Source organism: Xanthobacter sp. BG11Y11_SDJG (assembly GCF_057364445.1).
This window is the reverse complement of sequence record NZ_JBNFNU010000022.1, coordinates 1-24,035: the sequence shown is the minus strand read 5'-3', so window position 1 is coordinate 24,035 and position 24,035 is coordinate 1. Positions and strand designations below refer to the sequence as shown.

The window sequence follows — 24,035 nt, the reverse complement described above, 5'->3', positions numbered from 1 at the left end:
AGGCCTGCGGGCCGAGGCCAGGCGCGCGCCGAGGCGCGCCGCGCAAAAGGCCGTGGAGCGGCACGGCCTCTCCTTCTTCGGAGACCTGAAAATACCCTGCCGACTTCAAGCACTTCGCCTATGTGAACCCGGATGCGCCGAAGGGTGGGCCGTTCTCCCAGATCGGCTCCACCTTCATGTACAACCAGGCGCCCAACACCTTCGACACGCTGAACCCCTACAACCAGCGCGGCAACGGCGCCCAGGGCATCGAGCTGATCTATGACAGCCTGCTCACCGCCGCCGGCGACGAGAAGAGCGCCATGTATGCGCGCCTCGCCTCCGCCGTGGTGATCGAGGACGACGGGCTGACCTACCGCTTCCGCCTGAACCCCAAGGCGCGCTTCCACGACGGCGCGCCGCTCACCGCGGACGACGTGGTGGCCACCTTCGCCGCCATGAAGGCGGACGCTTACGAGACCATCCGCATGGCGCTGCGCGACGTGACCGCCGTGGAAGCGGACGGCCCGCACACGGTGGTGATGCGGTTCAAGGCCGGGCGGGCGCGCGACGTGCCGCTCACCGCGGCGGGCCTGCCGATCTTCTCGAAGGCCTATCTCGCCACCCATCCGTTCAACCAGTCCTCGCTCGATCTGCCGCTCGGCTCCGGACCCTACCGCATGGCGCGCTTCGAGCAGGGCCGGTTCCTGGAATATGAGCGCGTCGCCGACTATTGGGGCCGCGATCTGCCGGCCATGCGCGGGCGCTACAATTTCGGCACCGTGCGCTACGAATATTTCCGCGACCGCAATGCCGGCATGGAAGGCTTCAAGGCCCGCGCCTACCTGTTCCGCGAGGAGTTCACCGCCCGCGAATGGGCCACCGCCTACGACTTCCCCGCCGTGCGCGAGGGCAAGGTGAAGGTGGAGACCGTGCCCGACGACACTTTCTCGGGCGTGCAGGGCTGGTTCCTCAACACGCGCCGCACCAAGTTCCACGACCGCCGGGTGCGCGAGGCCGTGAACCTGCTGTTCGACTTCGAGTGGACCGGCAAGAACGTGATGTACGACGCCTACAAGCGCACGGTCTCCTACTTCCAGAACTCGCCAATGATGGCGCAGGGCCTGCCGTCGCCTGCCGAGCTCAAGCTGCTGGAGCCGTTCCGCGACAAGGTGCCGGAGGAGGTGTTCGGCGAGCCGTGGGTGCCGCCGGTCTCCGACGGCTCGGGCGAGGACCGCAACCTGCGCCGCCAGGCCGCCCAGCTTCTGAAGGAGGCGGGCTACACCATCCAGCAGGGTCGCCTGGTGGACCAGAAGGGCGAGGTGCTCGCCATCGAGTTCCTCGACAATGAGGGCGCCATGGAGCGCCACCACGCCCGCTTCATCGCCCATCTGAAGAAGGCCGGCATCGAGGCCACCTACCGCGTGGTGGATGCGGCGCAGTACCAGCTCAGGCTCCAGAATTTCGACTTCGACGTGGTGGTGAAGCGCTATTCCATGGCGCCCTATCCCGGCGACGAGCTGCGCGCCTACTTCTCCACCGAGGCGGCCCGCGCCCGCGGCTCCTACAACCTCGCCGGCATCGCCGACCCGGTGGTGGACGCGCTCATCTCGCGCGCGCTGGCGGCGGAGAATGCGGAGGACCTCGTCGTTACCTGCCGCTGTCTCGACCGGGTGCTGCGCTCGGGCCGCTACTGGATCCCGCAATGGCATTCGGCGGTCCACCGCATCGCCTTCTGGGATGTGTTCGAGCGCCCGCCGACAAAGCCCAAGTTCGAGCGCGGGTTCTTGGACACCTGGTGGAGCCGCACGCCGGACGCGAAGGCCGGATAGCGCCGCGCAGGCGTGGCGCGGAAACGGTTGACGCCGGCTTCGGCCCCGGCCACCGTCGGGCAACGGATCGGGAGAGGGAATGCTCGCTTACATCATCCGCCGCATCGCGCTCATGGTGCCGACCATCCTCGGCATCATGCTGGTCTCCTTCGTGGTGGTGCAGTTCGCGCCCGGCGGACCGGTGGAGCGGGTCATCGCCCAGCTCACCGGCGACGACGTCTCCGCCACCCAGCGCGTGTCCGGCGGCGGCGGCGACTTCGCCGGTCGCACCGCCGCGCCGGGGGCGGGGGCGTCGGACGCGCTCTCCTCCAAGTATCGCGGCGCCCAGGGGCTCGACCCGGCCTTCATCAAGGAACTGGAGGCGCAGTTCGGCTTCGACAAGCCGGCCCACGAACGCTTCCTGAAGATGATCACCAGCTACGCGACCTTCGACTTCGGCCGCTCCTATTTCCGCGACATCTCGGTGATCGACCTCATCATCGAGAAGCTGCCGGTCTCGATTTCCCTCGGCCTGTGGATGACGCTCATCACCTATGCCATCTCCATCCCGCTGGGCATCGCCAAGGCCATGCGGGACGGCTCGCGCTTCGACGTGTGGACCTCGGCGATCGTGATCGTGGGCTATGCCATTCCGTCCTTCCTGTTCGCCATCCTGCTGATCGTTCTGTTCGCCGGCGGCTCCTTCTTCGACCTGTTCCCGCTCAGGGGACTCACCTCGGAGAATTTCTGGCAGATGAGCTGGCCCGAGCGCATCGCCGACTATCTGTGGCATCTGGCGCTGCCGCTGATCTCCATGGCCACCGGCGCGTTCGCCACCATGACGCTGCTCACCAAGAACTCGTTCATGGAGGAGATCCGCAAGCAGTACGTCATGACGGCGCGCATGAAGGGGCTTTCGGAACGGCGCGTGCTCTACGGCCACGTCTTCCGCAACGCCATGCTGATCGTGATTGCCGGCTTTCCGGCCGCCTTCGTGTCCGCCTTCTTCGCCGGCGCGCTCCTGATCGAGACCATCTTCTCGCTCGACGGGCTCGGCTTGCTCGGCTTCGAGAGCGTGCTCAACCGCGACTATCCCGTGGTGTTCGCCACGCTCTACATGTTCTCGCTCGCCGGCCTTGTGGTGGGGCTGCTCTCCGACCTCACCTACATGCTGGTGGACCCGCGCATCGACTTCGAGACGCGGGAGGCCTGACATGGACGCCGTGCCCGTCCTCCAGCCGAGAGCCACCGACATTCCCGCCGCGCGCAGACCAGCCCACGGGGCGCTGCAGCCGCGGCGCGCAGCAGCGCCGCGCGGCGCTTCACGCTGTCGCCGCTCAACCGGCGCCGGCTCGCCATCTTCCGCCATTCAGGACGGGGCTACTGGTCGTTCGTCATCTTCATGGTGCTGTTCGTGGCCAGCCTGTTCGCGGAATTCATCGCCAACGACAAGCCGATCCTCGTCTCCTATGACGGCGCCTATTACTTCCCGGTGGTGGCGTCCTATCCGGAGACCGCCTTCGGCGGCGACTTCGAGACCGAGGCCGACTATCGCGACCCCTACCTGAAGAAGCTGATCGCCGAGAAGGACGGCTGGATGGTCTGGCCGCCCATCCGCTATTCCTATTCCACGCACAATCTCGACCTTCCCACCCCCGCCCCCTCCCCGCCCACCTGGATGCTCACCGAGGAGCAGTGCAAGGCGGTGGCACAGAAGAAGGGTGTGGACGGCTGCGCGGGACTGGAATGGAACTGGCTCGGCACCGACGACCAGGGCCGGGACGTTGTGGCGCGGCTGATCTACGGCTTCCGCATCTCGGTGCTGTTCGGCCTCGCGCTCACCATCGTGTCGTCGGTGATCGGCGTCACGGCGGGGGCAGTGCAGGGCTATTTCGGCGGCTGGGTGGACCTGATCTTCCAGCGGGTGATCGAGATCTGGACCGCCATCCCCTCGCTCTATCTCCTGCTCATCATCTCCTCGGTGCTGGTGCCGGGCTTCTGGGTGCTGCTCGGCATCCTGCTCCTGTTCTCCTGGGTGTCGCTGGTGGGTCTCGTGCGCGCCGAATTCCTGCGCGTGCGCAATTTCGAATATGTGCAGGCGGCCCGGGCGCTCGGCGTGTCGAACCTCACCATCATGACGCGGCACCTCCTGCCCAACGCCATGGTGGCGACGCTGACCATGCTGCCCTTCATCCTCTCCTCGTCGGTGATGACGCTGACGGCGCTCGACTTCCTCGGCTTCGGCCTGCCGCCGGGCTCGCCCTCGCTGGGCGAATTGCTCTCGCAGGGAAAGAACAACATCCAGGCCCCCTGGCTCGGCCTCGCAGGCTTCTTCACCGTGGCGATCATGCTGAGCCTGCTGATCTTCATCGGCGAAGCGGTGCGCGACGCCTTCGACCCGCGCAAGACCTTCGGGTGAGGACGGGGTGTGGTAGGATGGGCGCGGAGGCGAAAGCCATGAACAAGATCGTGCGCGAGCATTATCCGGTGGAGAGGCTGCCCGAGGATTTGCGGCAGGGGCTGCCGCATGTCGACACAGTAACCGTCTCCTTGGAAGCCGAACCCGAGGTGATGGCCCTGAAGCTTCCGCATGCTCGCACGGCGCATTTCTCCCAGTGGAAGGAATTGCGGCGCTCTCAGTTTGCATCGACTGAGGAGATCGTCGCTCACGTCCGAGCGCTTCGCGACGAATGGGATCGGCGCTGATGGCTCCTCGCGCCTATCTCGACGCGAACGTGTTCATCGCGGCGCTTGAGCATGTGGGCGCGCATTCAGATCACGCTTGGTGGGTTCTCTCTGCCATCGAGGATGGCGAGGTCGAAGGCGTCACGAGCGAGATCACACTTGCGGAAATCCTCGTGAAACCGATGGAGCGACGTGATGAAGGTGTGATCACTGCATACCAGTCCATGATTTCGAGCGTTCCCGGTTTCATGGTTCCGAGCGTCGATCGGGCGATCTTGATCGATGCCGCCCGGCTGCGCACAACGCAACGGGCATTGAAGCTGCCTGACGCGGTCCATGTGGCGACCGCTTTGGCGTTCGGCTGTACGCACTTCATCTCAGACGATGATCGGCTCTCGGTCCCTGAAGGGATCGTCCGCTTGCCCGTCTCTCCATTCACGATCGACGACCTTCTGAAACCTGAATGACCTCCCCCCTCCTCTCCGTCCGCAACCTCTCCGTCGCCTTCCGCCGTGCCGACGCGCCGGCGGGCGCGCTTGCGGTAAGGGGCGTGTCCTTCGAGCTGGCCAAGGGCGAGACGCTGGCGCTGGTGGGGGAGAGCGGCTCCGGCAAATCGGTCACCGCGCTGTCGATCCTGAAGCTCCTGCCCTATCCGGCCGCCAGCCATCCCACAGGCGAGATCCTGTTCAAGGGGCGCGACCTGCTCACCGTCTCCGAGCGCGAGCTGCGCGGCGTGCGCGGCAACGACGTCACCATGGTCTTCCAGGAGCCCATGAGCTCGCTCAACCCGCTGCACACCATCGAGCAGCAGGTGGGCGAGATGCTCATCCTGCATCGCGGCATGAGCGCCAAGGCGGCGCGCGCGCGCACGCTGGAGCTATTGGCCGAGGTGGGCATTCCCGATCCCGAGAGCCGCCTCTCGGCCTATCCGCACCAGCTCTCCGGCGGCCAGCGCCAGCGCGTGATGATCGCCATGGCGCTTGCCAACGAGCCGGACCTCCTGATCGCCGACGAGCCCACCACCGCCCTCGACGTCACCGTGCAGGCGCAGATCCTCAAGCTGCTGAAGGATTTGCAGGCGCGGCTCGGCATGGCCATGCTGTTCATCACCCACGACCTCGGCATCGTGCGCAAGATCGCCGACCGGGTGTGCGTGATGCAGAAGGGCGAGATCGTCGAGCAGGGCGGCGCGGAAGAGACCTTCCTGCACCCCCAGCATGCCTACACGAAGGCGCTGCTGAAGGCCGAACCGAAGCCCGACCCCGCGCCCGCCGCGCCCGATGCGCCGGTGGTGGTGGAGACCACGGATCTCAAGGTCCATTTCCCCATCAAGCGCGGCGTGCTGCGCCGCACCGTTGGGCACGTGAAGGCGGTGGACGGCGTGTCGGTCGCCATCCGCAAGGGCGAGACGCTGGGCGTGGTGGGCGAATCAGGCTCCGGCAAGACCACGCTCGGCCTCGCTTTGCTGCGCCTCATCTCCTCGAAGGGGCCGGTGGCCTTCCTCGGCCGGCGCATCGACGGGCTCGGCTTCAAGCAGTTGCGCCCGCTGCGCGCCGAAATGCAGATCGTGTTCCAGGACCCCTATGGCGCTCTTTCGCCGCGCATGTCGGTGGCCGACATTGTCGGCGAAGGGCTGCTGGTGCACCAGAAGCACCTGTCGGAGGACGAGCGCGAGGCGCGCGTCGTCGCCGCGCTCGCCGACGTCGGGCTCGATCCGGAAAGCCGCCACCGCTACCCGCACGAATTCTCCGGCGGCCAGCGCCAGCGCATCTCCATCGCCCGCGCCATGGCGCTGGAGCCCGCCTTCGTGGTGCTGGACGAGCCCACCAGCGCGCTCGACATGATCGTCCAGGCGCAGATCGTCGACCTCCTGCGCGCGCTCCAGAAGAAGCGCGACCTCACCTACATGTTCATCTCGCACGATCTGCGCGTGGTCTCGGCGCTGGCGAGCAACATTCTCGTCATGCGCGGCGGCCAGGTGGTGGAGCAGGGCCCGGCGCATGACGTCTTCAGCAATCCGAAGGAGGCCTACACCCAGGCCCTGTTCGCAGCCGCATTTTCGCTGGAGAGTTCGCAGTCAGGCGTGGTGAATCAATGAGCCTCCGCATGCCAGGTGGCGGCATTCCGGCAGACAGAGCGGCCAATGTCGAGGTGAGCACTCCCGCCTCGCTTGCCGATGCCTTCCGCCCTTATGAGCGCTATCAGGTGGTCTTGCGCCACGATGACGGCAGCGCCTTCTCTCAGACGCGGGACGTCCTGCGCGGCGGGCCGGTTGTGGGCGTTCTCGCCTTTGATCCCGACCGCGATCTCCTGGTCCTGATCCGCCAGTTCCGCCTCCCGGCGCACCTCGCAACGGGACGCGGCGAGTTGGTGGAGATCGTCGCAGGCCGGGTGGAGGCGGGCGAGGATGCGGCCACGGCGGCCATGCGCGAATGCGTGGAGGAGATCGGCATCGCGCCGCGCGCCTTGATTCCCATGCTGTCCTTCCTGCCGACGCCGGGGATCACCGACGAAGCGGCGCAGTTCTTTCTCGGCCTGGTGGACAGCGCCCGCCTGCCCGCGCGCGCCGGCGCGGCAGACGAAGTGGAGGTCACGCATCCCTTCACGGCGACCATCGACGATGCCCTCGCCGCACTCGACGGCAGCCGGTGCGCCAACGGCTATCTCATCATCGCTTTGCAGTGGCTGGCGCTGAACCGCGCGCGCCTGCGGCAGATGGTGGCCGGCGCGTCGCCGGCCTGAGCGCGCGTCAGCCCGGCGGCCGCGTGAAGTGGCCGAGATCGAACGCCGCCACATCGTCGAGCAGCGCGACGAACGCGGCGGCGCCGAACGCCGCCGCGGCTTCGCCCTTCGCCGCCGTGGCGCCGCGGGCGTCGCCCATGGCGCCGCTCGGGTGCAGGTCCTCGCTCATCCAGCCGAAGCCGATGGGATGGTTGGCCCGCAACTGGCCGAAGCGGGCCTCCATCTGTCGGCTGAAGGGGGAGAAGTCGGCCGCCGCGCCCATGTCCACGAGATCGGGGCGGAAGGCGAGCATCAGCGAGGTCTCGATGTCGCCGCCATGGATGCCGTGCGCACGCTCGTCCTCGGCGAACAGGCCGGGCGGGTAGCCGAAACGGTGCATGGACGCCATCACCGCCAGCATGGCGTGGCGCGCGCGCAGCTTGCGGGCGAGGAGGTCCATCACCGGCACGTTGCCGCCATGGGTGTTGAGGATGACCAGGCGCCGGATGCCGGCGGCGGCGACGCAGTCGCCGATCTCCAGCCAGGCGGCGAGCGCCGCCTCCGGCGTCAGCGAGAGCGTGCCGGGGAAGGACAGGTGCTCGTCCGATTTTCCCACCGCCTGGATCGGCAGCGCCAGCACCGTGAGAGCGGCGGGGACCCGCGGCGCGATGCGTGCCAGATAGCCCTCGCAGATGAGAAGGTCGGTGCCGAGCGGCAGATGCGGCCCATGCTGCTCCACCGCCGCCACCGGCAGCACCGCGATCGGGTCGCGTCCGGCGAGCTGGCCGAGGCGCGGCGAGGTCAGATCCTGCCAGCGGGCGAACACGCTTTCTCCTCCAAAGATCAGCGGTCGGGGCGGCCCGGCCCGCGCCGCCACGATATGCTATAAGTCCGAAGCCACCGATAGATGGCTTCGAGGACGACGGTTCAGGCCGGCACGGACCTTCGCAAAATTGTAAGCCGGCGCGTGGATAAGTAGCGCGCGGCGGGCAGCGGGCGGCGGATGGCGCCGTTTGCGAGCTTGCGCGGGGGCGGGGCGCGCCGGGGTCTTTGGACCCGGGCACGCCGCCAGGGGGGCAGGTATGAAAGACCCGTTCGCGAAGACCATCGGCTATCGGCTGAACCACACTGCTCGGCTGCAAAAGGCCCTTTCGGCGCGCCTGCTCGCGGATCTCGGCCTGTTTCCCGGCCAGGAGGCGGTGCTGAAGCTGCTCACCGAGGAGGACGGACGCACCATGGCGATCTCGCCGCAGCGCTGCGCGTGCGCCCGCCCACCGCGTCCAAGACCATCGCCCGCCTCACCACCCAGGGCCTCGTCGAACGCCGCGCCACCGACGGCGACGGCCGTCTGGTGCGCGTCTTCCTCACCGATGCGGGCCGCGACCGCGGCGGCGCCATCGACGGCGTGTGGGAGACGCTGGAAGGCGAGATGGTGGCCGGCCTCGACCACAAGGAAAAGAAGCGCCTGCGCAAGCTCTTGCGCAAGGTGGAAAAGAATCTCGCCTTGCGCCTCGGCGCCGATGGCGGCGTGGACGACGAGGCGGAGCCGGGCGACGAGGACGACGACGTCTGATCCGCCCCCGGCCGCCGGCGCGCGGCGCGGCGCCGGGCTGCGCGCCGCGCGCATATGCTCACCTGACCCGCATGCGCCGATAGCGCTTTTTTCTGGCGCAGCGGCGCGCTATGGCTATTTCAATCGATTAAAGCGCGCCGACAAGGCCGCGACTGACCTGCGGGCAAAAGGGAGGGGGAGTAATGTCCAACGCCATCGATCTTCAGGGGCGCACCGCCATCGTCACCGGCGGCGCGCAGGGCATCGGCCGCGCGGTGGTGGAGCGCTTCGTCGCCTCCGGCGCGAAGGTGGTGATCTTCGACCGCGATGCCCCGCTCGCCGCCAGCACCGCCGACGCCATCGGCCGCGACACGGTGACGCCGGTCACGGTGGACGTGACCAGCCTCGCCGACGTGGAGCGGGCTGTGGCCGAAGCGCTGGCGGCGCTCGGACGCATCGACATCCTGGTCAACAATGCCGGCATCGCCGGGCCGAACCACACCGTGTGGGACTATCCCGAGGCGGCGTGGCGGCAGGTGATGGCGATCAATCTCGACGGCCCGTTCTTCTGCTGCCGTACGGTGGCGCCGCACATGATCGCGCAGAATTACGGGCGCATCGTCAATGTCGCCTCCATCGCCGGCAAGGAGGGCAACCCTAACGCCTCGGCCTATTCGGCCTCGAAGGCGGGCGTGATCGCCCTCACCAAGTCGCTGGGCAAGGAGCTGGCCGGCTACGACATCGCCGTCAATTGCGTGACGCCGGCGGCGGCGCGCACGGCCATCTTCGACCAGATGAGCCAGCAGCATATCGACTATATGCTGTCCAAGATTCCCCGCGGGCGATTCGTGCAGGTGGACGAGGTGGCGGCGACCATCGCGTTCGCGGCCTCCCAGGATTGCTCGTTCACCACCGGTGCGGTGTTCGACCTTTCGGGCGGCCGCGCCACCTATTGAGGCTCACCGCCTCCCGAGGTCTGCCATGGCGCCCGAAGGGTCCGCCACGTCCGCCGGGCGCGCCACGCTCGCGGGCATCGCTCTCATGTGCCTCGCCGTGTCGAGCTTTGCGCTGACCGACGCCACGGCGAAATGGCTTTCGAGCCATATCAACGTGCTGATGGTGGTGTGGGCGCGCTACGCGATCCATTTCGCGGCCTCGCTGGTGGTGTTCAATCCCTGGACCGTCCCGGGCCTCTTGCGCACCAGGCGCCCCTGGCTCCAGCTCGGGCGCTCGGCGCTGCTCTACGCCACCACGGCGCTGAACTTCGCCGCGCTCCAGTATCTGCAGCTCGACCAGACGGTCTCGATCATGTTCTCCACGCCCTTCTTCGTGGCGCTCCTGGCGGGGCCGCTGCTTGGCGAATGGGTCGGCACACGGCGCTGGATCGCCATTCTCGTGGGTTTTGCGGGCATCCTCCTGGTGGTGCGGCCGGGGGCCGGCGGCATCCATCCGGCGGCATTCCTGTCGCTGGCGGCAGCCGCCACCTACGCGCTCTATTCCATCGCCACCCGCATGCTGGCGCCGTACGATTCCAGCCCGACCACGCTGTTCTATTCGGCGCTCGTGGGCACCATCGCCGCCAGCCTGCCGCTGCCCTTCGTCTGGGAGACGCCGCACGAGCCGCTGGTCTATGGCGGCATGCTGTTCCTCGGCGTGATCGCCGGGGCCGGGCACTTCGTGCTCATCCTCGCCCATGCGCGGGCTCCGGCGGCGACGCTCGCCCCCTTCATCTACACCCAGATCGTCGCCATGGTGGCGCTGGGCTGGTTCCTGTTCGGCCAGGTTCCGAGCCCGTGGACGCTCGCCGGGGCGGCCGTGGTCATCGCCTCCGGCATCTATCTGATCCTGCGCGAACGCAAGCTGCACCGGCACGCGCCCTGAGCGGCGGCTACCGCCGAATGCAGGTGCTTCTCGTTTTCGTCAAAAAGCCGCCTATGCTGCGCGGCTGAAGTTCCCCAAGGCCCCGTGAGGATCATGCCCGCCCCCCGCCTTTTGGTCGTCGAAGGCAACACCGCCGAAGCCCGTGCGCGCCAGGTCCAGTTCGGCGGCGAAGCCGCCAGCGAAGGCTATGCCCGATTGCTGCGCGAACTGTGCCCCGGCGCCATCGCCGACATCTGCTATCCCGCCGATCCCGGCGCCAACCTGCCCGACAGCGGCGGGCTCGAGGGCTATGACGGCATCGCCATCACCGGCTCCTCGCTCAACATCTACAATGGCGGCGCGCCGATCGCGGCGCAGATCGCCCTGATGCGATCGGCGTTCGAGACCGGCGTGCCCATCTTCGGCAGCTGCTGGGGCCTCCAGCTCCTGACGGTGGCGGCCGGCGGCGTGGTGCGGCTCAATCCGAAGGGGCGCGAGGTGGGCTTCGGCCGGCGCATCCGCACCACCGAGGCCGGCGCCGCCCACCCCATGTTCGCCGACAAGCCCCCCGTGTTCGAGGCCATGACGGTGCATCTCGACGAGGTGGAGACGCTGCCGCCGGATGCGAAGATCCTCGCCACCAACGACCATTCGGTGGTGCAGGCGGCGGAGATTCGCGCCGGCAAAAGCACCTGCTGGGCGGTGCAGTACCACCCGGAATATCCGTTCCGCGAGATGGCGGCGATCTTCCGCCGGCTGAGCCCCTCGCTGGTGGCGGAGGGCTTCTTCCTCGACGAGGACGAAGAGGCGGCCTTCATCGGCGACCTGGAGCATTTCGAGCGCGAGCCGGGCAACAAGGCGCTGGCCTGGCGCTACGGCATCGACGGCGCGGTCATCTCCAAGGCGACGCGCACCATCGAGATCCGGAACTTCATCGAGCGCCACGTGCTGCCGACCCGCGCCGCCCGCGGGCGCGGCTGAAGGCACGCCCCTTCTTCCCGGTCCCCAAAATGCGACGGCCCCGGACGATGCCGGGGCGCGAAGATGGAAAATCGACGTGCCGTCCGCGGCCCTCAGCCCCCCGCCACCGGCACCGGGATCGGCGCCGGGCCGAGCGCCGTGCGGCGCTGGTTGTCGGCGCGCTCGGCGACGCGGTCCGCATAAGGCAGTTCCAGGCGCTCCCACACGTCCGAGAGCGCCCGCGCCAGATGGGCGATCAGCGCGTCGTCATGGAACGGCGTGGGGGTGATTCGCAGCCGCTCGGAGCCGCGCGGCACGGTCGGATAGTTGATCGGCTGGATGTAGATGCCGTACTCCGCCAGCAGCAGATCGGAGGCCATCTTGCAGGCCTTGGCGTCGCCCACCATCACCGGCACGATGTGGGTCGGCGTCTCCATCTGCGGCAGGCCGGCGGCGGCGAGCGCCGCCTTCACCTTGGCCACCTGGGCGCGCTGGCCCTCGCGCTCCGCCTGGGACTCCTTGAGGTGCCGCACCGAGGCGGCGGCCGCGGCGGCGATGGCCGGCGGCAGCGCGGTGGTGAAGATGAAGCCGGGCGCATAGGAGCGCACCGCGTCGATCACGGTGCGCTTGCCGGTGATGTAGCCGCCCACCACGCCGAACGCCTTGCCCAGCGTGCCCTCGATCACGTCTATGCGGTGCATGACACCGTCGCGCTCGGCGACGCCGGCGCCGCGCGGGCCGTACATGCCCACCGCATGGACCTCGTCGAGATAGGTCATGGCGCCGTACTTTTCGGCGAGGTCGCAGATGCCCGCCATGGGGGCGATGTCGCCGTCCATGGAGTAGACGCTCTCGAACGCCACCAGCTTCGGCCGGTCGCCGGCCGCCTTCAGCAGCTCTTCCAGGTGGCCGAGGTCGTTGTGGCGGAAGATGGCCTTCTGCCGGCCACCCTGGCGCACGCCCTCGATCATGGAATTGTGATTGAGCTCGTCGGAGATCACCACGCAGTCGGGGATCAGCTTGACGATGGTGGAGATGCCGGTGGCGTTGGAGATGTAGCCGGAGGTGAAGACCAGGCCCTGCTCCTTGCCGTGCAGGTCGGCCAGCTCGCGCTCCAGCATCACGATCTCATGGCTGTTGCCGGAGATGTTGCGCGTGCCGCCGGCGCCGGCGCCGCGGGCCTGCGCCGCGCTGCACATGGCCTCGACCACCTTCGGGTGCGAGCCCATGCCGAGATAGTCGTTGGAGCACCACACCACGATGTCGCGCGGGCCGCCGGGCGAATGCCAGACCGCACGCGGGAAGCGCGAGGCGTCGCGCTCGATCTCCGCGAAGGTGCGGTAGCGCCGCTCCTTGCGGAGCGCGTCGATGGCATCGGCGAAGAAATGATCGTAGTTCATTTCGGACCCTGCGCAGGACGGGATCCCGATGGCGCCGGGCTCCCCGAATTGTTCTCGTTGTAGAGTGCCACCTTGCTCTTTGTATTGATGCCAATCAAGGGGCCGCCAGGCCGCGCGGCGATCGGGCGCGGGGTGGCGGGGCATGGCGACATTCCTTCGCAATGCAGCACGAAGGTACAGCTGGGAGTTCGGCCGCCCGGCGCTTCTTGGCTCCTTTATTGGCAGCACTTTGCCGGCCACGTTCTGCGCGGTGTCGCCGCCGGGCGGCCTTGCCTTCGGATCGCCGCGAAATTCACGAAATCGCCCCTTGCATGGGGGGCCGAATACCCTACATCCGCGTTGCCCAAATTCGCACGTGCCTGTGGTCGCGTGTCGGTCGGTAGGATCTCCGGACAAGAGGCCGGAAAGCTGCCAGGACGATCGACAAGCCGGAGGGAACCGGCCCACCCCGCTCCTCAATGCGGGGGACGTGACTTGAAGCAACGACGTAAGGGCTTTTTTGGTCTCGGTCTCCCCTCCAAAGGGCGGCGTTACTAAAGAGGCACTACATCTTGCCGGCCGTGCGGAGTGGGACTCTCCCTCTCCAATCGTGCGCAGTCGTCCCTCACTCCTGCTTTGCCGTCCGGCCAAGCGGGCGATTCGGCTGCCGTTCGGTCCGATGATGCGGCCGGGTTTGAAGCCCGGCGAAGCGGGTACGGCCCGCAGACGCCCGGCGTGTCCACATCGCCGGGCGGCTGATGGTGCGTGCCCCGGGCCCTCCCGAAAGGAGGCCCGTCCTGTCGTCGCGCAGATCCCTGCGCTTCACGAGGCTTCAGGTCACGGGGAGGTTTCCATGACCGATCGCATCCGCGAATTCCTTCGCACCCGACGTGAGGACGGCCCCTGCGTGGTCGTCGACCTCGACGTGGTGCGCGCCAATTACGCCGCCTTCGCCCGCGCGCTGCCGGACACCCGCGTGTTCTATGCCGTGAAGGCCAATCCCGACGCCGCCATTCTGAAGGCGCTGGAGGAGATGGGCTCCTCGTTCGATTGCGCCTCCACGGGCGAGATCGACATGGTGCTCGCCACGGCGCCGGCGCCGAGCGCATCTCGTTCGGCAACACCATCAAGAAGGAGCGCGACATCGAGCGCGCCTTCAAGCTGGGCGTGCGCCTGTTCGCCGTCGATTCCTACGAGGAAGTCGAGAAGATCGCCCGCGTCGCCCCGCGCGCCAAGGTGTTCTGCCGCATCCTGTGCGATGGCGCGGGCGCCGAGTGGCCGCTCTCGCGCAAGTTCGGCTGCGAGCCGGAGATGGCGGCGGACGTGCTGGAGCACGCCTTCCGCCTCGGCCTCCAGCCCTATGGCGTGTCGTTCCACGTGGGCTCGCAGCAGAAGAACGTGAACGCCTGGGACGGCGCGCTCGCGTCCGCCGCGGCGATCTTCCGCGACTGCGCCGAACGCGGCATCGCGCTCTCCATGGTGAACCTCGGCGGCGGCTTCCCGGCGAAGTACCTCCAGGACGTGCCGGCGGCGCAGGCCTATGGCGAGGCGATCTTCTCGGCGCTGCGCAAGCATTTCGGCAATGCGCTGCCCGAGACCATCATGGAGCCGGGCCGCGGCCTGGTCGGCAATGCCGGCCTGATCGAGACCGAGGTGGTGCTGATCTCGAAGAAGTCCGAGAAGGACGCCCTGCGCTGGGTCTATCTCGACATCGGCAAGTTCGGCGGTCTCGCCGAGACCATGGACGAGGCGATCCGCTATCCGCTGCGCACCCCGCGCGACGGCGACGACGTGGCGCCCTGCGTGCTCGCGGGCCCGACCTGCGATTCGGCCGACGTGCTCTACGAGAAGACCCCCGTGGAGCTGCCTTTGTCGCTCTCCATCGGCGACAAGGTCATCATCGAGGCCTGCGGCGCCTACACCACCACCTATTCGGCGGTGGCGTTCAACGGCTTCCCGCCGCTGAAGTCCTACGTGATCTGAAGAGGGGGCATTAGCCCCCTCGTCTTCCGCTCCGTCCCCTCGGGTTCCCCGTGTGAACTGCCGCGCGCATCCGCGCCGGCGGGACGGCTCTTCTCACCGTTTTGGTTGTGGCGCAGGAGCTGCCGATGACTGAAATCGTGCTTGAAACCGTGGAAGATGTGGCCGGCGCGAAGGCCTGCTGGACCTGTGCTTCGGCGCCGCGCGCTTCGCGAAATCCTCCGAGCGCCTGCGCGAGGCCGTCTTCCCGCCGAGGGCCTCGCCTTCTCCGCCCATGGCCCCGACGGGCGCATGGCCGGACGGTGCGGCTGTGGAACGTCTGTGCCGGGCCCGGCAAGCCGGCGCTGCTGCTTGGCCCGCTGGCGGTCCATCCCTGGTTCCGCGCCCGCGGGCTTGGCGGCGCGCTCATGCGCCATGCGCTCGGCGCCGCGAGGGCGAAGGGCCATGCGGCGGTGCTGCTGGTGGGCGACGCGCCGTATTATGCGCGCTTCGGCTTCTCGGCGGACCATACCCGCGAGCTGTGGATGCCCGGCGCCTATGACCGCGACCGCCTGCTCGGCCTCGAGCTGACGGACGGCGCGCTGTCCGGCGCCCGCGGCCTGATCAGCCCCACCGGCGCGCGCGTCGCTCTGCCGTCGTTCGCCGAGCTGATGGCGCGGGACGAGGGGCTGCGCAAGACCGCCTGAACTCCGCGCACCGCAACGCCTGGCGCCTCCTCCCGTCCTCCCGGGAGGAGGCGTTCGGCTTTGGACGGCCTTGCGCCGATGCGCGGCCGCGCGATGACAGGCGGAACCGGGCGCGCCGCGCCCTTCCAGCCCCGGTCCACGCCCAATGTCCAAGCACGACCAGACACACGACGAACGCGCCTACCGCCCGTGCGTGGGGCTATGCGTGTTCAATCCGGCCGGCCGCGTGTTCATCGGCCAGCGCCTCCAGGGACCGGAGCATGTGGACCCGGTTTATTCCTGGCAGTTGCCCCAGGGCGGGATCGACAAGGGCGAGGCGCCCTTCGAGGCGGCGCTGCGCGAGCTCTACGAGGAGACCTCCATCCGCTCCGTGACCCGGCTCGGCGAGGTGGAGGACTGGCTGACCTACGACCTGCCCGGCCGCGTCGCCAAGGACGCGTGGAAGGGGCGCTACCGCGGCCAGACCCAGAAATGGTTCGCCCTGCGCTTCACCGGCTCGGAGAACGAGATCGACATCGCCCAGCCCGGCGGCGGCCACAAGCCGGAATTCTGCGCCTGGCGCTGGGAGGAGATCGACCGTGTCGCCGACCTCGTCATCCCCTTCAAGCGCGACGTCTATCTGCGGGTGGTGAAGGAGTTCCGGCGCTTCGCGGCACCGTGAGACGGTACGCGGCGGCGGCGGACAGCCCCGCCGCGCATCTCGGTGGCCCGGCCTCTTCGGCGGCGCCGAACAGGGTGAGACGGAGCCCGTCGTTTCGGCATCCCGCGATGGGGGCTGCGGCCAGCAAAAAGGCCGGGCGATGGCCCGGCCTGCCATTCCGTCCCGACGCCTGGCGGCGGCAGACGGACGTCCTATACTCCGCCCGATGGGCTCAATGCGCCGTCGCGGCCCCCGCGCCGGGGTGCAGCGCCAGGGCCACCTGCCGCAGGTCGTCCAGCTGGCGCTGGGCGCGCTGGCGCGCCTCGTCGCTGGTGGCGTCGCGCACGTCCTCTTCGGCGTCCTTGATGTGCTGGGCGAGCGCGCCGGCGTCGATCTCCTCCACCGGCTTCGCCTCCTCGGCGAGGATGGTGAGGCCAGCCGCGTTCACCTCGGCGAATCCGCCGCGGACGAAATAGCGCTTCGGCGCGCCGTCGCCCAGGATGGTGAGGATGCCGGGCTTGAGCATGGCGATGAAGGGGGCATGGCCCGCCAGCACGCCGAACTCGCCCTCGGCGCCGGGGACGATCACCTCGCTCACCGCACCGGAAAACACCAGCCGCTCGGGGGAGACCAGCTCGAAGGGAAGGGATGCCATGTCTCTCGTCTCCGGATCGTCCTTGCGCCCGCGCGTCGCCGCATCAGCGCCGGCGCTGGGCTATGAGGCCGACGCAGAGCCCCATGATCCCGCCGGGCACGGCACCAGGGCCGATGGGGCGGATCTGCTCCGGCGTCAGGCCGCCTCCAGGACGCGCGTCCCGGAGGTTGGTATCGATGCCCGCCCGGCGGACCTCCGCCGGTCCGGGCCGGATGAGCCAGACCCGCGATCCCGCCGGCCGGACGGCCGAAAATCAGGATCGCGATGTCGGGGCGTGGCGGCTCACCCCGTCAAAGGCTTGGCTCAGGCCGCTTCAGCGGCGAGCTTCTTGCCCTTCTCGATGGCTTCGTCAATGGAGCCGACCATGTAGAAGGCCTGCTCGGGCAGGTAGTCGTACTTGCCTTCGACGAGGCCCTTGAAGCCGGCGATGGTGTCCTTGAGGTCCACGAGCTTGCCCGGAGAGCCGGTGAACACTTCCGCGACGTGGAAGGGCTGGGAGAGGAAGCGCTCGATCTTGCGGGCGCGAGCCACGGTGAGCTTGTCCTCTTCGGACAGCTCGTCCATGCCCAGGATGGCGATGATGTCCTGCAGCGCCTTGTAGCGCTGAAGGGTCTGCTGCACCTGGCGCGCCACGTTGTAGTGCTCCTCGCCGATCACCAGCGGGGAGAGGATGCGCGAGGTGGAGTCCAGCGGGTCCACCGCCGGATAGATGCCCTTCTCGGCGATGGAGCGCGAGAGCACGGTGGTCGCGTCGAGATGGGCGAAGGAAGCGGCGGGCGCCGGGTCGGTCAGGTCGTCGGCCGGCACATAGATGGCCTGCACCGAGGTGATCGAACCCTTGGTGGTGGTGGTGATGCGCTCCTGCAGCGCGCCCATGTCGGTGGCCAGCGTCGGCTGGTAGCCCACCGCCGACGGGATGCGGCCGAGCAGCGCCGACACTTCCGAGCCGGCCTGGGTGAAGCGGAAGATGTTGTCCACGAAGAACAGCACGTCCTGGCCCTGGTCGCGGAAGTGCTCGGCGACGGTGAGGCCGGTGAGCGCGACGCGGGCGCGGGCACCCGGAGGCTCGTTCATCTGGCCGTAGACGAGGGCGCACTTGGAGCCGGCGGCCGAGCCGTTGTGCTCGTGGGGATCCACGTTCACCTTGGACTCGATCATCTCGTGATAGAGGTCGTTGCCCTCGCGGGTGCGCTCGCCCACGCCGGCGAACACGGAGTAGCCGCCGTGCGCCTTCGCGATGTTGTTGATCAGCTCCATGATGAGCACGGTCTTGCCCACGCCAGCGCCGCCGAACAGGCCGATCTTACCGCCCTTGGAGTACGGCGCGAGCAGGTCCACCACCTTGATGCCGGTGACGAGGATTTCCGCTTCGGTGGACTGTTCGGCGTAGGAGGGGGCCGGCTGGTGGATGGCGCGCTTGCCTTCGCCGACCACCGGGCCGAGCTCGTCCACCGGCTCGCCGATCACGTTCATGATGCGGCCGAGGGTGGCCTCGCCCACGGGCACCTGGATCGGCGCGCCGGTGTCGGTCACGGGCTGGCCGCGCACGAGGCCCTCGGTGGCGTCCATCGCGATGGTGCGGACGGTGTTCTCACCGAGATGCTGGGCGACTTCGAGCACCAGGCGGTTGCCATGATTGGTGGTCTCGAGCGCGTTCAGGATTTCCGGCAGATGGCCGTCGAACTGCACGTCGACAACGGCGCCGATGACTTGGGTAATGCGTCCGGTGGGGTTCGCCATGTTCGTCGTCCTTTGTCCTCGTCCAGGCCGTGGTCAGAGCGCTTCGGCGCCGGAGATGATTTCTATGAGTTCCTTCGTGATCATGGCCTGACGCGTCCGGTTGTAGATCAGCGTCTGCTTCTTGATCATGTCGCCCGCGTTCCGCGTCGCGTTATCCATGGCGCTCATCTGCGAGCCGTAGAACGATGCCTGGTTCTCCAGCAGCGCCTTGAAGATCTGCACCGACAGATTGCGCGGCAGCAGGTCCGCGAGGATCTCCTCCTCGTCCGGCTCGTATTCGTAGACCGGGGCATCGGCATCGGCCGCACGTGCCTCGAACGTGGCCGGGATGAGCTGCTGGGCCGTGGGCACCTGGGAGATCACGCTCTTGAAGTGAGCATAGAACAGCGTGCAGACGTCGAACGCGCCCTGGTCGAGCAGGTGCAGGATCTTGGCGGCGATGTCATTCGCCTCCTTGAAGCCGATGGTGCGAACCGCGCGCAAATCGACCAGCTCGATGATGTCGTTCGGGAACGTGCGGCGCAGCTGCTCGTAGCCCTTGCGTCCGACGCAGAAGAACTTCACCTGCTTGCCGTCGGCGATCAGCGACAGCGCCTTCTCGCGCGCGAAGCGCACGATCGAGGAGTTGAACGCGCCGCACAGGCCGCGCTCGCCGGTGGCAACGAGCAGCAGGTGCCGCTCGCTCTTGCCCGTGCCGGTGAGCAGAAGCGGCGCCTGCCCGCCCTGGAGCATGCCAGCCGCAAGGTTGCCCAGCACCGTCTCCATGCGCTCGGCATAGGGCCGCGCCGCCTCAGCCGCCGCCTGGGCGCGCCGAAGCTTCGCCGCGGCGACCATCTGCATCGCCTTGGTGATCTTCTGCGTCGCCTTCACGGAGGCGATGCGGTTTCTAAGGTCCTTCAGGCTCGCCATCGCGACCGTCCGTCAGTTCGAGACAACTCCAGGGCGATCAGGCGAAGCTCTTGGCGAAGGCGTCGACCGCCTTGGTCAGCTTCTCGGTCGTTTCCTTGGAGAGCTCCTTGGAGGTCCGAATGGTGTCCAGAATGTCCTGGTGCTGGGCATGCAGCGCCAGCAGCAGGCCGGCCTCGAACTCGCGCACCTTGGAGACCGGAAGCGGGTCCAGGTAGCCGTTGATGCCGGCGAAGATCACAGCCACCTGCTCTTCGACCTTCAGGGGCGAGAACTGGCTCTGCTTGAGCAGCTCGGTCAGGCGGGCGCCGCGGTTGAGCAGCTTCTGGGTCGAGGCGTCGAGGTCCGAGCCGAACTGGGCGAAGGCCGCGAGCTCGCGATACTGGGCGAGCTCGCCCTTGATCTTGCCCGCCACCTGCTTCATCGCCTTGATCTGCGCCGCCGAGCCGACGCGCGAGACCGAGAGGCCGACGTTCACCGCCGGGCGGATGCCCTGGTAGAACAGGTCGCTCTCCAGGAAGATCTGGCCGTCGGTGATGGAGATCACGTTGGTGGGGATGTAGGCCGACACGTCGTTCGCCTGGGTCTCGATCACCGGCAGCGCGGTGAGGGAGCCGGCGCCGTTCTCGTCATTGAGCTTGGCGGCGCGCTCGAGCAGGCGGGAGTGGAGGTAGAACACGTCGCCGGGATAGGCCTCGCGGCCCGGCGGGCGGCGCAGCAGCAGCGACATCTGGCGGTAGGCCACGGCCTGCTTGGACAGGTCGTCATGGATGATGAGCGCGTGCATGCCGTTGTCGCGGAAATACTCGCCCATGGCGGTGCCGGTGAACGGCGCCAGGAACTGCATCGGCGCGGCATCGGACGCCGTGGCGGCGACGATGATCGAATAGTCGAGCGCGCCCTGCTCCTCCAGCACCTTCACGAACTGCGCGACGGTGGAGCGCTTCTGGCCCACCGCGACGTACACGCAGTAGAGCTTCTGGCTCTCCGGCGCATCGCCGGCGTTCAGCGGCTTCTGGTTCAGGATCGCGTCGAGGGCGACGGCGGTCTTGCCGGTCTGGCGATCGCCGATGATCAGCTCGCGCTGGCCGCGGCCGATCGGGATCATGGCGTCGATCGCCTTGAGGCCGGTCTGCATGGGCTCGTGCACGGACTTGCGCGGGATGATGCCCGGCGCCTTCACGTCCACGCGGCGGCGCTCGGTGAACGCGATCGGGCCCTTGCCGTCGATCGGATTGCCGAGGGCGTCGACCACGCGGCCGAGCAGGCCCTTGCCCACCGGCACGTCGACGATGGCGCCGGTGCGCTTGACGGTCTGGCCTTCCTTGATCTCGCGGTCGGAGCCGAAGATCACGATACCGACATTGTCGATCTCGAGGTTCAGCGCCATGCCGCGCGTGCCGTTCTCGAACTCGACCATCTCGCCCGCCTGGACGTTGTCGAGGCCGTAGACGCGCGCGATGCCGTCGCCGACGGAGAGAACCTGGCCGACCTCGGAGACTTCCGCCTCCTGGCCGAAATTCTGGATCTGCTCCTTGAGGATCGCGGAGATTTCAGCGGCTCGAATGTCCATCAGCGGACCTCTTTCATCGCATGCCGGATAGAATTGAGTTTGGTCTTCAGGGAAGCATCGACCATGCGCGAGCCGAGCTTCACGATGAGACCACCGAGGATGGACGGATCGACGGTGACGTCGAGATGCACGTCCTTGCCGGTCTGTTGCGCCAGCGCCTCCTTGAGGGCGGCGAGGTGGGCATCGCCGAGCGGCGCGGCCACCGTGACTTCGGCCGTGGTCTCGCCGCGGCTGCGCGCGACGAGAGCGGCATAGTCGGAAATCATGCGCGGCAGCGCGAACAGGCGGCGGTTCTGGGCCACCAGCCGCACGAAATTGCCGGCGAGGCCGGAAATTCCCGCTTTGTCGAGCACCGCGGCCATCGCCGCGAGCTGCTGCTCGGCGGTGAAGACCGGGCTCTTGACGAGCCGCGCCAGATCCGGGCTTTCGGCCATCAGGCCGGAAAGCCGGCCGAGGTCCGCCTGCACGGCATCGATGACGCCGGCCTCGTCGGCCAGCTCGAACAGCGCGGTTGCATAGCGCCCCGCCATGCCTGACACGATCGTCTCCGCCACCCGCACCTCTCTCGGACTTGCGGCCTGATGCGGCGCACCATGCGCGCTTCTGCCCAAACCCTTGATCTGTTGGGAATATTCTTACCTGATCCGCCCCGAGGGATAATCCCGCGCCGCGAAATCCCGGTGTGCCTAACACAGGCGGATGAAGGCGGCAACATGACCGAAGATGGGCCGATATGCCGCATTGCCGCACCGTGAGTTCACCCGCTGCGCCCGCATCCCCCTGCGAAGCCGTGCCAGCCGGTGATTTTACCCTGCGGCAGCCATGGCGGACCCACGGCGGGCGCCAAGTCAAAAAGGCGCAAGCGGGCGGCGCAAGAGCCACAAAAGAACGAGGCCCCGCCTGTGCGGCGGGGCCTCCGTACCTGCTATGCCCAAGGGTGGCCTGCCGGCTCAGTTGGCCCGGCTGGTCTTTTCGGTGGTGGCCGGGAAGGCGGCGTTCTTCACCGTGCCCTTCATCAGCTCGATGGCGAGCTTGAGCTGGGTGTCGTCCTTGGCCTCCGGCGGCACGTAAGCGGGCGAGCCGGTCTGCTCCTCCTCGCCGTTCTTCAGGTGCCCCTTCAGCGAGGACTCGCTGCGGCCGTCGCCGGACGCGCCGAGCTTGGCCTTCTCCTCCTCGGGCAGATCCTGCACCAGGATGATGTCGGGATCGATGCCCTTGGCCTGGATGGAGCGGCCCGACGGCGTGTAGAAGCGCGCCGTGGTCAGGCGCAGCGCGCCGTTCTCGCCCTCTCGCCCGAGCGGGATGATGGTCTGCACCGAACCCTTGCCGAAAGTGCGCGAGCCGAGCACCGTCGCGCGCTTGTGGTCCTGGAGCGCGCCGGCCACGATCTCGGACGCCGAGGCCGAGCCGCCGTTCACCAGCACGATCACCGGCTTGCCCTTGGTGCGGTCACCGCCGCGGGCATTGTAGCGGCTCGACTCCTCGGGGTTTCGGCCGCGCGTGGAGACCACCTCGCCACGGTCGAGGAAGGCGCTCGACACCTCCACCGCCTGGGTCAGGAGGCCGCCGGGATTGTTCCTCAGGTCGATGATGTAGCCGCGGATCTTGTCCGCGCCGATCTCGCTGGTGAGGTTGTCGATGGCCTTCTCCAGCCCCGCATTGGTCTGCTGGGTGAACTGGTTGATGCGGATATAGGCGATGTCGTCCTGCTCCACCTTGGAGCGCACCGCCTGGATCTTGATCACGGCGCGCGTCACCTTCACCTCGAAGGGCTTCTCGATGCCCTTGCGGGAGATGGTGAGGCGGATCGGCGTGCCGACCTCGCCGCGCATCTTGTCCACCGCCTCGGTCAGGGTCATGCCCTGGACCTGCTCGTCATTGAGCTTGGTGATGAGGTCGCCGGCCATCACGCCCGCCTTGGCGGCCGGGGTGTCCTCCATGGGGGCGATGACCTTCACCAGGCCATCCTCCATCTTCACCTCGATGCCGAGGCCGCCGAACTCGCCGGAGGTCTGCACCTGCATGTCGTGGTAGGTCTTGGCGTCCATGTAGGACGAATGCGGATCGAGATCCTGGAGCATGCCCTTGATGGCCGACTCCACGAGCTTGGAGTCTTCGGGCTTCTCCACATAGTCCGACCGCACGCGGGCGAACACGTCGCCGAACAGGTCAAGCTGGCGATAGGTATCCGAAGATGCGGCCTCCGCCGCCATCCCGAGGAACAGGCGCGGCTGCACCACGGTGAACGCCACCAGCGCGCCCGCGGCTGCGCCGAAAAGAAACAAAGACGTCCGACGCATCATCCGCGCACCTTCCGACTATCCGTTGCTGCCGCCCACCAGGGAGCGGGATCGATCGACACCCCGTCCTTGCGGAACTCTACATACAATTGGGGCTGTCCCGAGGCTGGAGGGCCGCCGGCCGCAGGCGCAGGTCCCGCCGAGGGACCCACCCTGCCCGCGCGGCCCATCACCGCCACCGGCTCGCCAGCCAGAACGAACTGGCCGAGGTCCACCGTGATCCGGTCCATGCCCGCCATGAGAATATGGTATCCGCCGCCCGCATTGAGGATCAAGAGTTGTCCATAGCTGCGGAACGGGCCGGCATAGACCACCCAGCCGTCGGCAGGGGCGCTCACCGGGCGCCCCGAGCGCGTGGCGAATGGGTGACGTCCCCCCCTTCTCCGCGCCGCCGGCCGCGTCCGGCGCCCCGAACTCGCGCAGCCGCACCCCGGCAACAGGAAGCGGCAGCAAGCCTTTGGCGTCGGAGAAGGCGAGCGCGGGGCGCAGCCGCGCGGGGTCCTCCTCGCGAACGAAGTCGCGCCGTCCGTTGGCTTGAGTAGCGCCGATCCCGCTTTTCAGACCCCAGCAGGAGGAGCAAGATGTCCGACAGCCGGACACGCCCAGGC

The 24,035-nt window shown here is 68.0% G+C and carries 19 protein-coding genes and 4 pseudogenes; 14 read left to right on the top strand and 9 right to left on the bottom strand.

What is annotated here, in order from left to right; translation table 11 throughout:
- Positions 1 to 122: 122 nt before the first annotated feature.
- From AC2W7M_RS04265 to AC2W7M_RS04235, 7 genes and pseudogenes are all read left to right on the top strand, one after another.
- The gene (locus tag AC2W7M_RS04265; RefSeq protein ID WP_486130312.1) at positions 123 to 1,811 is read left to right on the top strand and encodes an extracellular solute-binding protein; all 1,689 of its coding nucleotides are present in this window, start codon (positions 123 to 125) and stop codon (positions 1,809 to 1,811) included.
- 79 nt (positions 1,812 to 1,890) lie between these two features.
- Positions 1,891 to 3,003, top strand: coding sequence for a microcin C ABC transporter permease YejB (locus AC2W7M_RS04260; RefSeq protein ID WP_486130311.1), 1,113 nt, complete (start codon positions 1,891 to 1,893; stop codon positions 3,001 to 3,003).
- A 105-nt stretch (positions 3,004 to 3,108) separates the two neighbouring features.
- Positions 3,109 to 4,209 (top strand): annotated as a pseudogene (locus AC2W7M_RS04255) (ABC transporter permease); the annotation flags it as partial.
- Between the two features lie 38 nt (positions 4,210 to 4,247).
- Positions 4,248 to 4,496 carry a hypothetical protein gene (locus AC2W7M_RS04250; protein ID WP_486130309.1) on the top strand — a complete coding sequence of 83 codons (249 nt, stop codon included), beginning with the start codon at positions 4,248 to 4,250 and terminating at the stop codon, positions 4,494 to 4,496.
- On the top strand, positions 4,496 to 4,942 hold the full coding sequence (locus AC2W7M_RS04245) for a type II toxin-antitoxin system VapC family toxin (protein ID WP_486130307.1): 447 nt from the start codon (positions 4,496 to 4,498) through the stop codon (positions 4,940 to 4,942). The genes AC2W7M_RS04250 and AC2W7M_RS04245 overlap by 1 nt, the downstream gene beginning before the upstream one ends.
- The gene (locus AC2W7M_RS04240; protein ID WP_486130305.1) at positions 4,939 to 6,573 is read left to right on the top strand and encodes an ABC transporter ATP-binding protein; all 1,635 of its coding nucleotides are present in this window, start codon (positions 4,939 to 4,941) and stop codon (positions 6,571 to 6,573) included. The genes AC2W7M_RS04245 and AC2W7M_RS04240 overlap by 4 nt, the downstream gene beginning before the upstream one ends.
- A gap of 53 nt (positions 6,574 to 6,626) precedes the next feature.
- On the top strand, positions 6,627 to 7,217 hold the full coding sequence (locus tag AC2W7M_RS04235; protein ID WP_486130303.1) for an NUDIX domain-containing protein: 591 nt from the start codon (positions 6,627 to 6,629) through the stop codon (positions 7,215 to 7,217).
- Between the two features lie 7 nt (positions 7,218 to 7,224).
- On the opposite strand, the gene AC2W7M_RS04230 is transcribed toward AC2W7M_RS04235, so the two are convergent.
- Complete coding sequence (locus AC2W7M_RS04230; RefSeq protein WP_486130301.1) at positions 7,225 to 8,022, bottom strand: creatininase family protein; 798 nt, start codon at positions 8,020 to 8,022, stop codon at positions 7,225 to 7,227.
- Positions 8,023 to 8,457: 435 nt separating this feature from the next.
- Here AC2W7M_RS04230 and AC2W7M_RS04225 point away from each other — a divergent pair, with 435 nt between their 5' ends.
- The 4 genes from AC2W7M_RS04225 to AC2W7M_RS04210 all read left to right on the top strand — a co-directional run bounded on the left by AC2W7M_RS04225 (position 8,458) and on the right by AC2W7M_RS04210 (position 11,589).
- Positions 8,458 to 8,769, top strand: coding sequence for a MarR family winged helix-turn-helix transcriptional regulator (locus AC2W7M_RS04225; RefSeq protein WP_486130299.1), 312 nt, complete (start codon positions 8,458 to 8,460; stop codon positions 8,767 to 8,769).
- 182 nt (positions 8,770 to 8,951) lie between these two features.
- The gene (locus AC2W7M_RS04220) at positions 8,952 to 9,704 is read left to right on the top strand and encodes an SDR family NAD(P)-dependent oxidoreductase (RefSeq protein ID WP_486130297.1); all 753 of its coding nucleotides are present in this window, start codon (positions 8,952 to 8,954) and stop codon (positions 9,702 to 9,704) included.
- Positions 9,705 to 9,729: 25 nt separating this feature from the next.
- Positions 9,730 to 10,629 (top strand): DMT family transporter, encoded by a 900-nt coding sequence (locus AC2W7M_RS04215; protein WP_486130296.1) that lies wholly within the window; start codon positions 9,730 to 9,732, stop codon positions 10,627 to 10,629.
- 93 nt (positions 10,630 to 10,722) lie between these two features.
- Positions 10,723 to 11,589 (top strand): type 1 glutamine amidotransferase, encoded by an 867-nt coding sequence (locus AC2W7M_RS04210; RefSeq protein ID WP_486130294.1) that lies wholly within the window; start codon positions 10,723 to 10,725, stop codon positions 11,587 to 11,589.
- 92 nt (positions 11,590 to 11,681) lie between these two features.
- Here AC2W7M_RS04210 and hemA read toward each other — a convergent pair whose 3' ends face one another.
- On the bottom strand, positions 11,682 to 12,968 hold the full coding sequence (gene hemA, locus AC2W7M_RS04205) for a 5-aminolevulinate synthase (RefSeq protein WP_486130292.1): 1,287 nt from the start codon (positions 12,966 to 12,968) through the stop codon (positions 11,682 to 11,684).
- Positions 12,969 to 13,800: 832 nt separating this feature from the next.
- Between hemA and AC2W7M_RS04200 the strand changes: the two are divergent.
- The 3 genes and pseudogenes from AC2W7M_RS04200 to AC2W7M_RS04190 all read left to right on the top strand — a co-directional run bounded on the left by AC2W7M_RS04200 (position 13,801) and on the right by AC2W7M_RS04190 (position 16,274).
- Positions 13,801 to 14,930: pseudogene (locus tag AC2W7M_RS04200) on the top strand (type III PLP-dependent enzyme).
- A gap of 125 nt (positions 14,931 to 15,055) precedes the next feature.
- Positions 15,056 to 15,613: pseudogene (locus tag AC2W7M_RS04195) on the top strand (GNAT family N-acetyltransferase).
- Between the two features lie 145 nt (positions 15,614 to 15,758).
- The gene (locus AC2W7M_RS04190; RefSeq protein WP_486130290.1) at positions 15,759 to 16,274 is read left to right on the top strand and encodes an RNA pyrophosphohydrolase; all 516 of its coding nucleotides are present in this window, start codon (positions 15,759 to 15,761) and stop codon (positions 16,272 to 16,274) included.
- 211 nt (positions 16,275 to 16,485) lie between these two features.
- Here AC2W7M_RS04190 and AC2W7M_RS04185 read toward each other — a convergent pair whose 3' ends face one another.
- The 7 genes and pseudogenes from AC2W7M_RS04185 to AC2W7M_RS04155 form a co-directional block, all read right to left on the bottom strand.
- On the bottom strand, positions 16,486 to 16,908 hold the full coding sequence (locus tag AC2W7M_RS04185; RefSeq protein WP_486130288.1) for a F0F1 ATP synthase subunit epsilon: 423 nt from the start codon (positions 16,906 to 16,908) through the stop codon (positions 16,486 to 16,488).
- Between the two features lie 303 nt (positions 16,909 to 17,211).
- Positions 17,212 to 18,648 carry a F0F1 ATP synthase subunit beta gene (atpD, locus tag AC2W7M_RS04180; protein WP_486130286.1) on the bottom strand — a complete coding sequence of 479 codons (1,437 nt, stop codon included), beginning with the start codon at positions 18,646 to 18,648 and terminating at the stop codon, positions 17,212 to 17,214.
- Between the two features lie 33 nt (positions 18,649 to 18,681).
- Positions 18,682 to 19,557, bottom strand: coding sequence for a F0F1 ATP synthase subunit gamma (locus tag AC2W7M_RS04175; RefSeq protein WP_486130284.1), 876 nt, complete (start codon positions 19,555 to 19,557; stop codon positions 18,682 to 18,684).
- Positions 19,558 to 19,594: 37 nt separating this feature from the next.
- Complete coding sequence (gene atpA, locus AC2W7M_RS04170) at positions 19,595 to 21,127, bottom strand: F0F1 ATP synthase subunit alpha (RefSeq protein WP_486130283.1); 1,533 nt, start codon at positions 21,125 to 21,127, stop codon at positions 19,595 to 19,597.
- Complete coding sequence (locus AC2W7M_RS04165) at positions 21,127 to 21,657, bottom strand: F0F1 ATP synthase subunit delta (RefSeq protein WP_486130314.1); 531 nt, start codon at positions 21,655 to 21,657, stop codon at positions 21,127 to 21,129. The genes atpA and AC2W7M_RS04165 overlap by 1 nt, the downstream gene beginning before the upstream one ends.
- A 420-nt stretch (positions 21,658 to 22,077) precedes the next feature.
- A complete protein-coding gene (locus AC2W7M_RS04160) occupies positions 22,078 to 23,430 on the bottom strand; it encodes a S41 family peptidase (protein ID WP_486130281.1) in 1,353 nt (450 codons plus the stop codon).
- Positions 23,427 to 23,958, bottom strand: a pseudogene (locus tag AC2W7M_RS04155) (murein hydrolase activator EnvC family protein); the annotation flags it as partial. The gene AC2W7M_RS04160 and the pseudogene AC2W7M_RS04155, both read right to left, overlap by 4 nt.
- Positions 23,959 to 24,035 lie beyond the last annotated feature (77 nt).

Bases quoted from the DNA above. Each gene is read 5' to 3' on its own strand.
- atpD (WP_486130286.1), bottom strand. From the start codon at position 18,648: ATGGCGAACCCCACCGGACGCATTACCCAAGTCATCGGCGCCGTTGTC.
- AC2W7M_RS04245 (WP_486130307.1), top strand. From the start codon at position 4,496: ATGGCTCCTCGCGCCTATCTCGACGCGAACGTGTTCATCGCGGCGCTT.
- AC2W7M_RS04185 (WP_486130288.1), bottom strand. From the start codon at position 16,908: ATGGCATCCCTTCCCTTCGAGCTGGTCTCCCCCGAGCGGCTGGTGTTT.
- AC2W7M_RS04260 (WP_486130311.1), top strand. From the start codon at position 1,891: ATGCTCGCTTACATCATCCGCCGCATCGCGCTCATGGTGCCGACCATC.
- AC2W7M_RS04210 (WP_486130294.1), top strand. From the start codon at position 10,723: ATGCCCGCCCCCCGCCTTTTGGTCGTCGAAGGCAACACCGCCGAAGCC.
- AC2W7M_RS04220 (WP_486130297.1), top strand. From the start codon at position 8,952: ATGTCCAACGCCATCGATCTTCAGGGGCGCACCGCCATCGTCACCGGC.
- AC2W7M_RS04165 (WP_486130314.1), bottom strand. From the start codon at position 21,657: ATGGCGGGGCGCTATGCAACCGCGCTGTTCGAGCTGGCCGACGAGGCC.
- hemA (WP_486130292.1), bottom strand. From the start codon at position 12,968: ATGAACTACGATCATTTCTTCGCCGATGCCATCGACGCGCTCCGCAAG.
- AC2W7M_RS04215 (WP_486130296.1), top strand. From the start codon at position 9,730: ATGGCGCCCGAAGGGTCCGCCACGTCCGCCGGGCGCGCCACGCTCGCG.
- AC2W7M_RS04175 (WP_486130284.1), bottom strand. From the start codon at position 19,557: ATGGCGAGCCTGAAGGACCTTAGAAACCGCATCGCCTCCGTGAAGGCG.
- AC2W7M_RS04240 (WP_486130305.1), top strand. From the start codon at position 4,939: ATGACCTCCCCCCTCCTCTCCGTCCGCAACCTCTCCGTCGCCTTCCGC.
- AC2W7M_RS04190 (WP_486130290.1), top strand. From the start codon at position 15,759: ATGTCCAAGCACGACCAGACACACGACGAACGCGCCTACCGCCCGTGC.
- AC2W7M_RS04160 (WP_486130281.1), bottom strand. From the start codon at position 23,430: ATGATGCGTCGGACGTCTTTGTTTCTTTTCGGCGCAGCCGCGGGCGCG.
- AC2W7M_RS04250 (WP_486130309.1), top strand. From the start codon at position 4,248: ATGAACAAGATCGTGCGCGAGCATTATCCGGTGGAGAGGCTGCCCGAG.
- atpA (WP_486130283.1), bottom strand. From the start codon at position 21,127: ATGGACATTCGAGCCGCTGAAATCTCCGCGATCCTCAAGGAGCAGATC.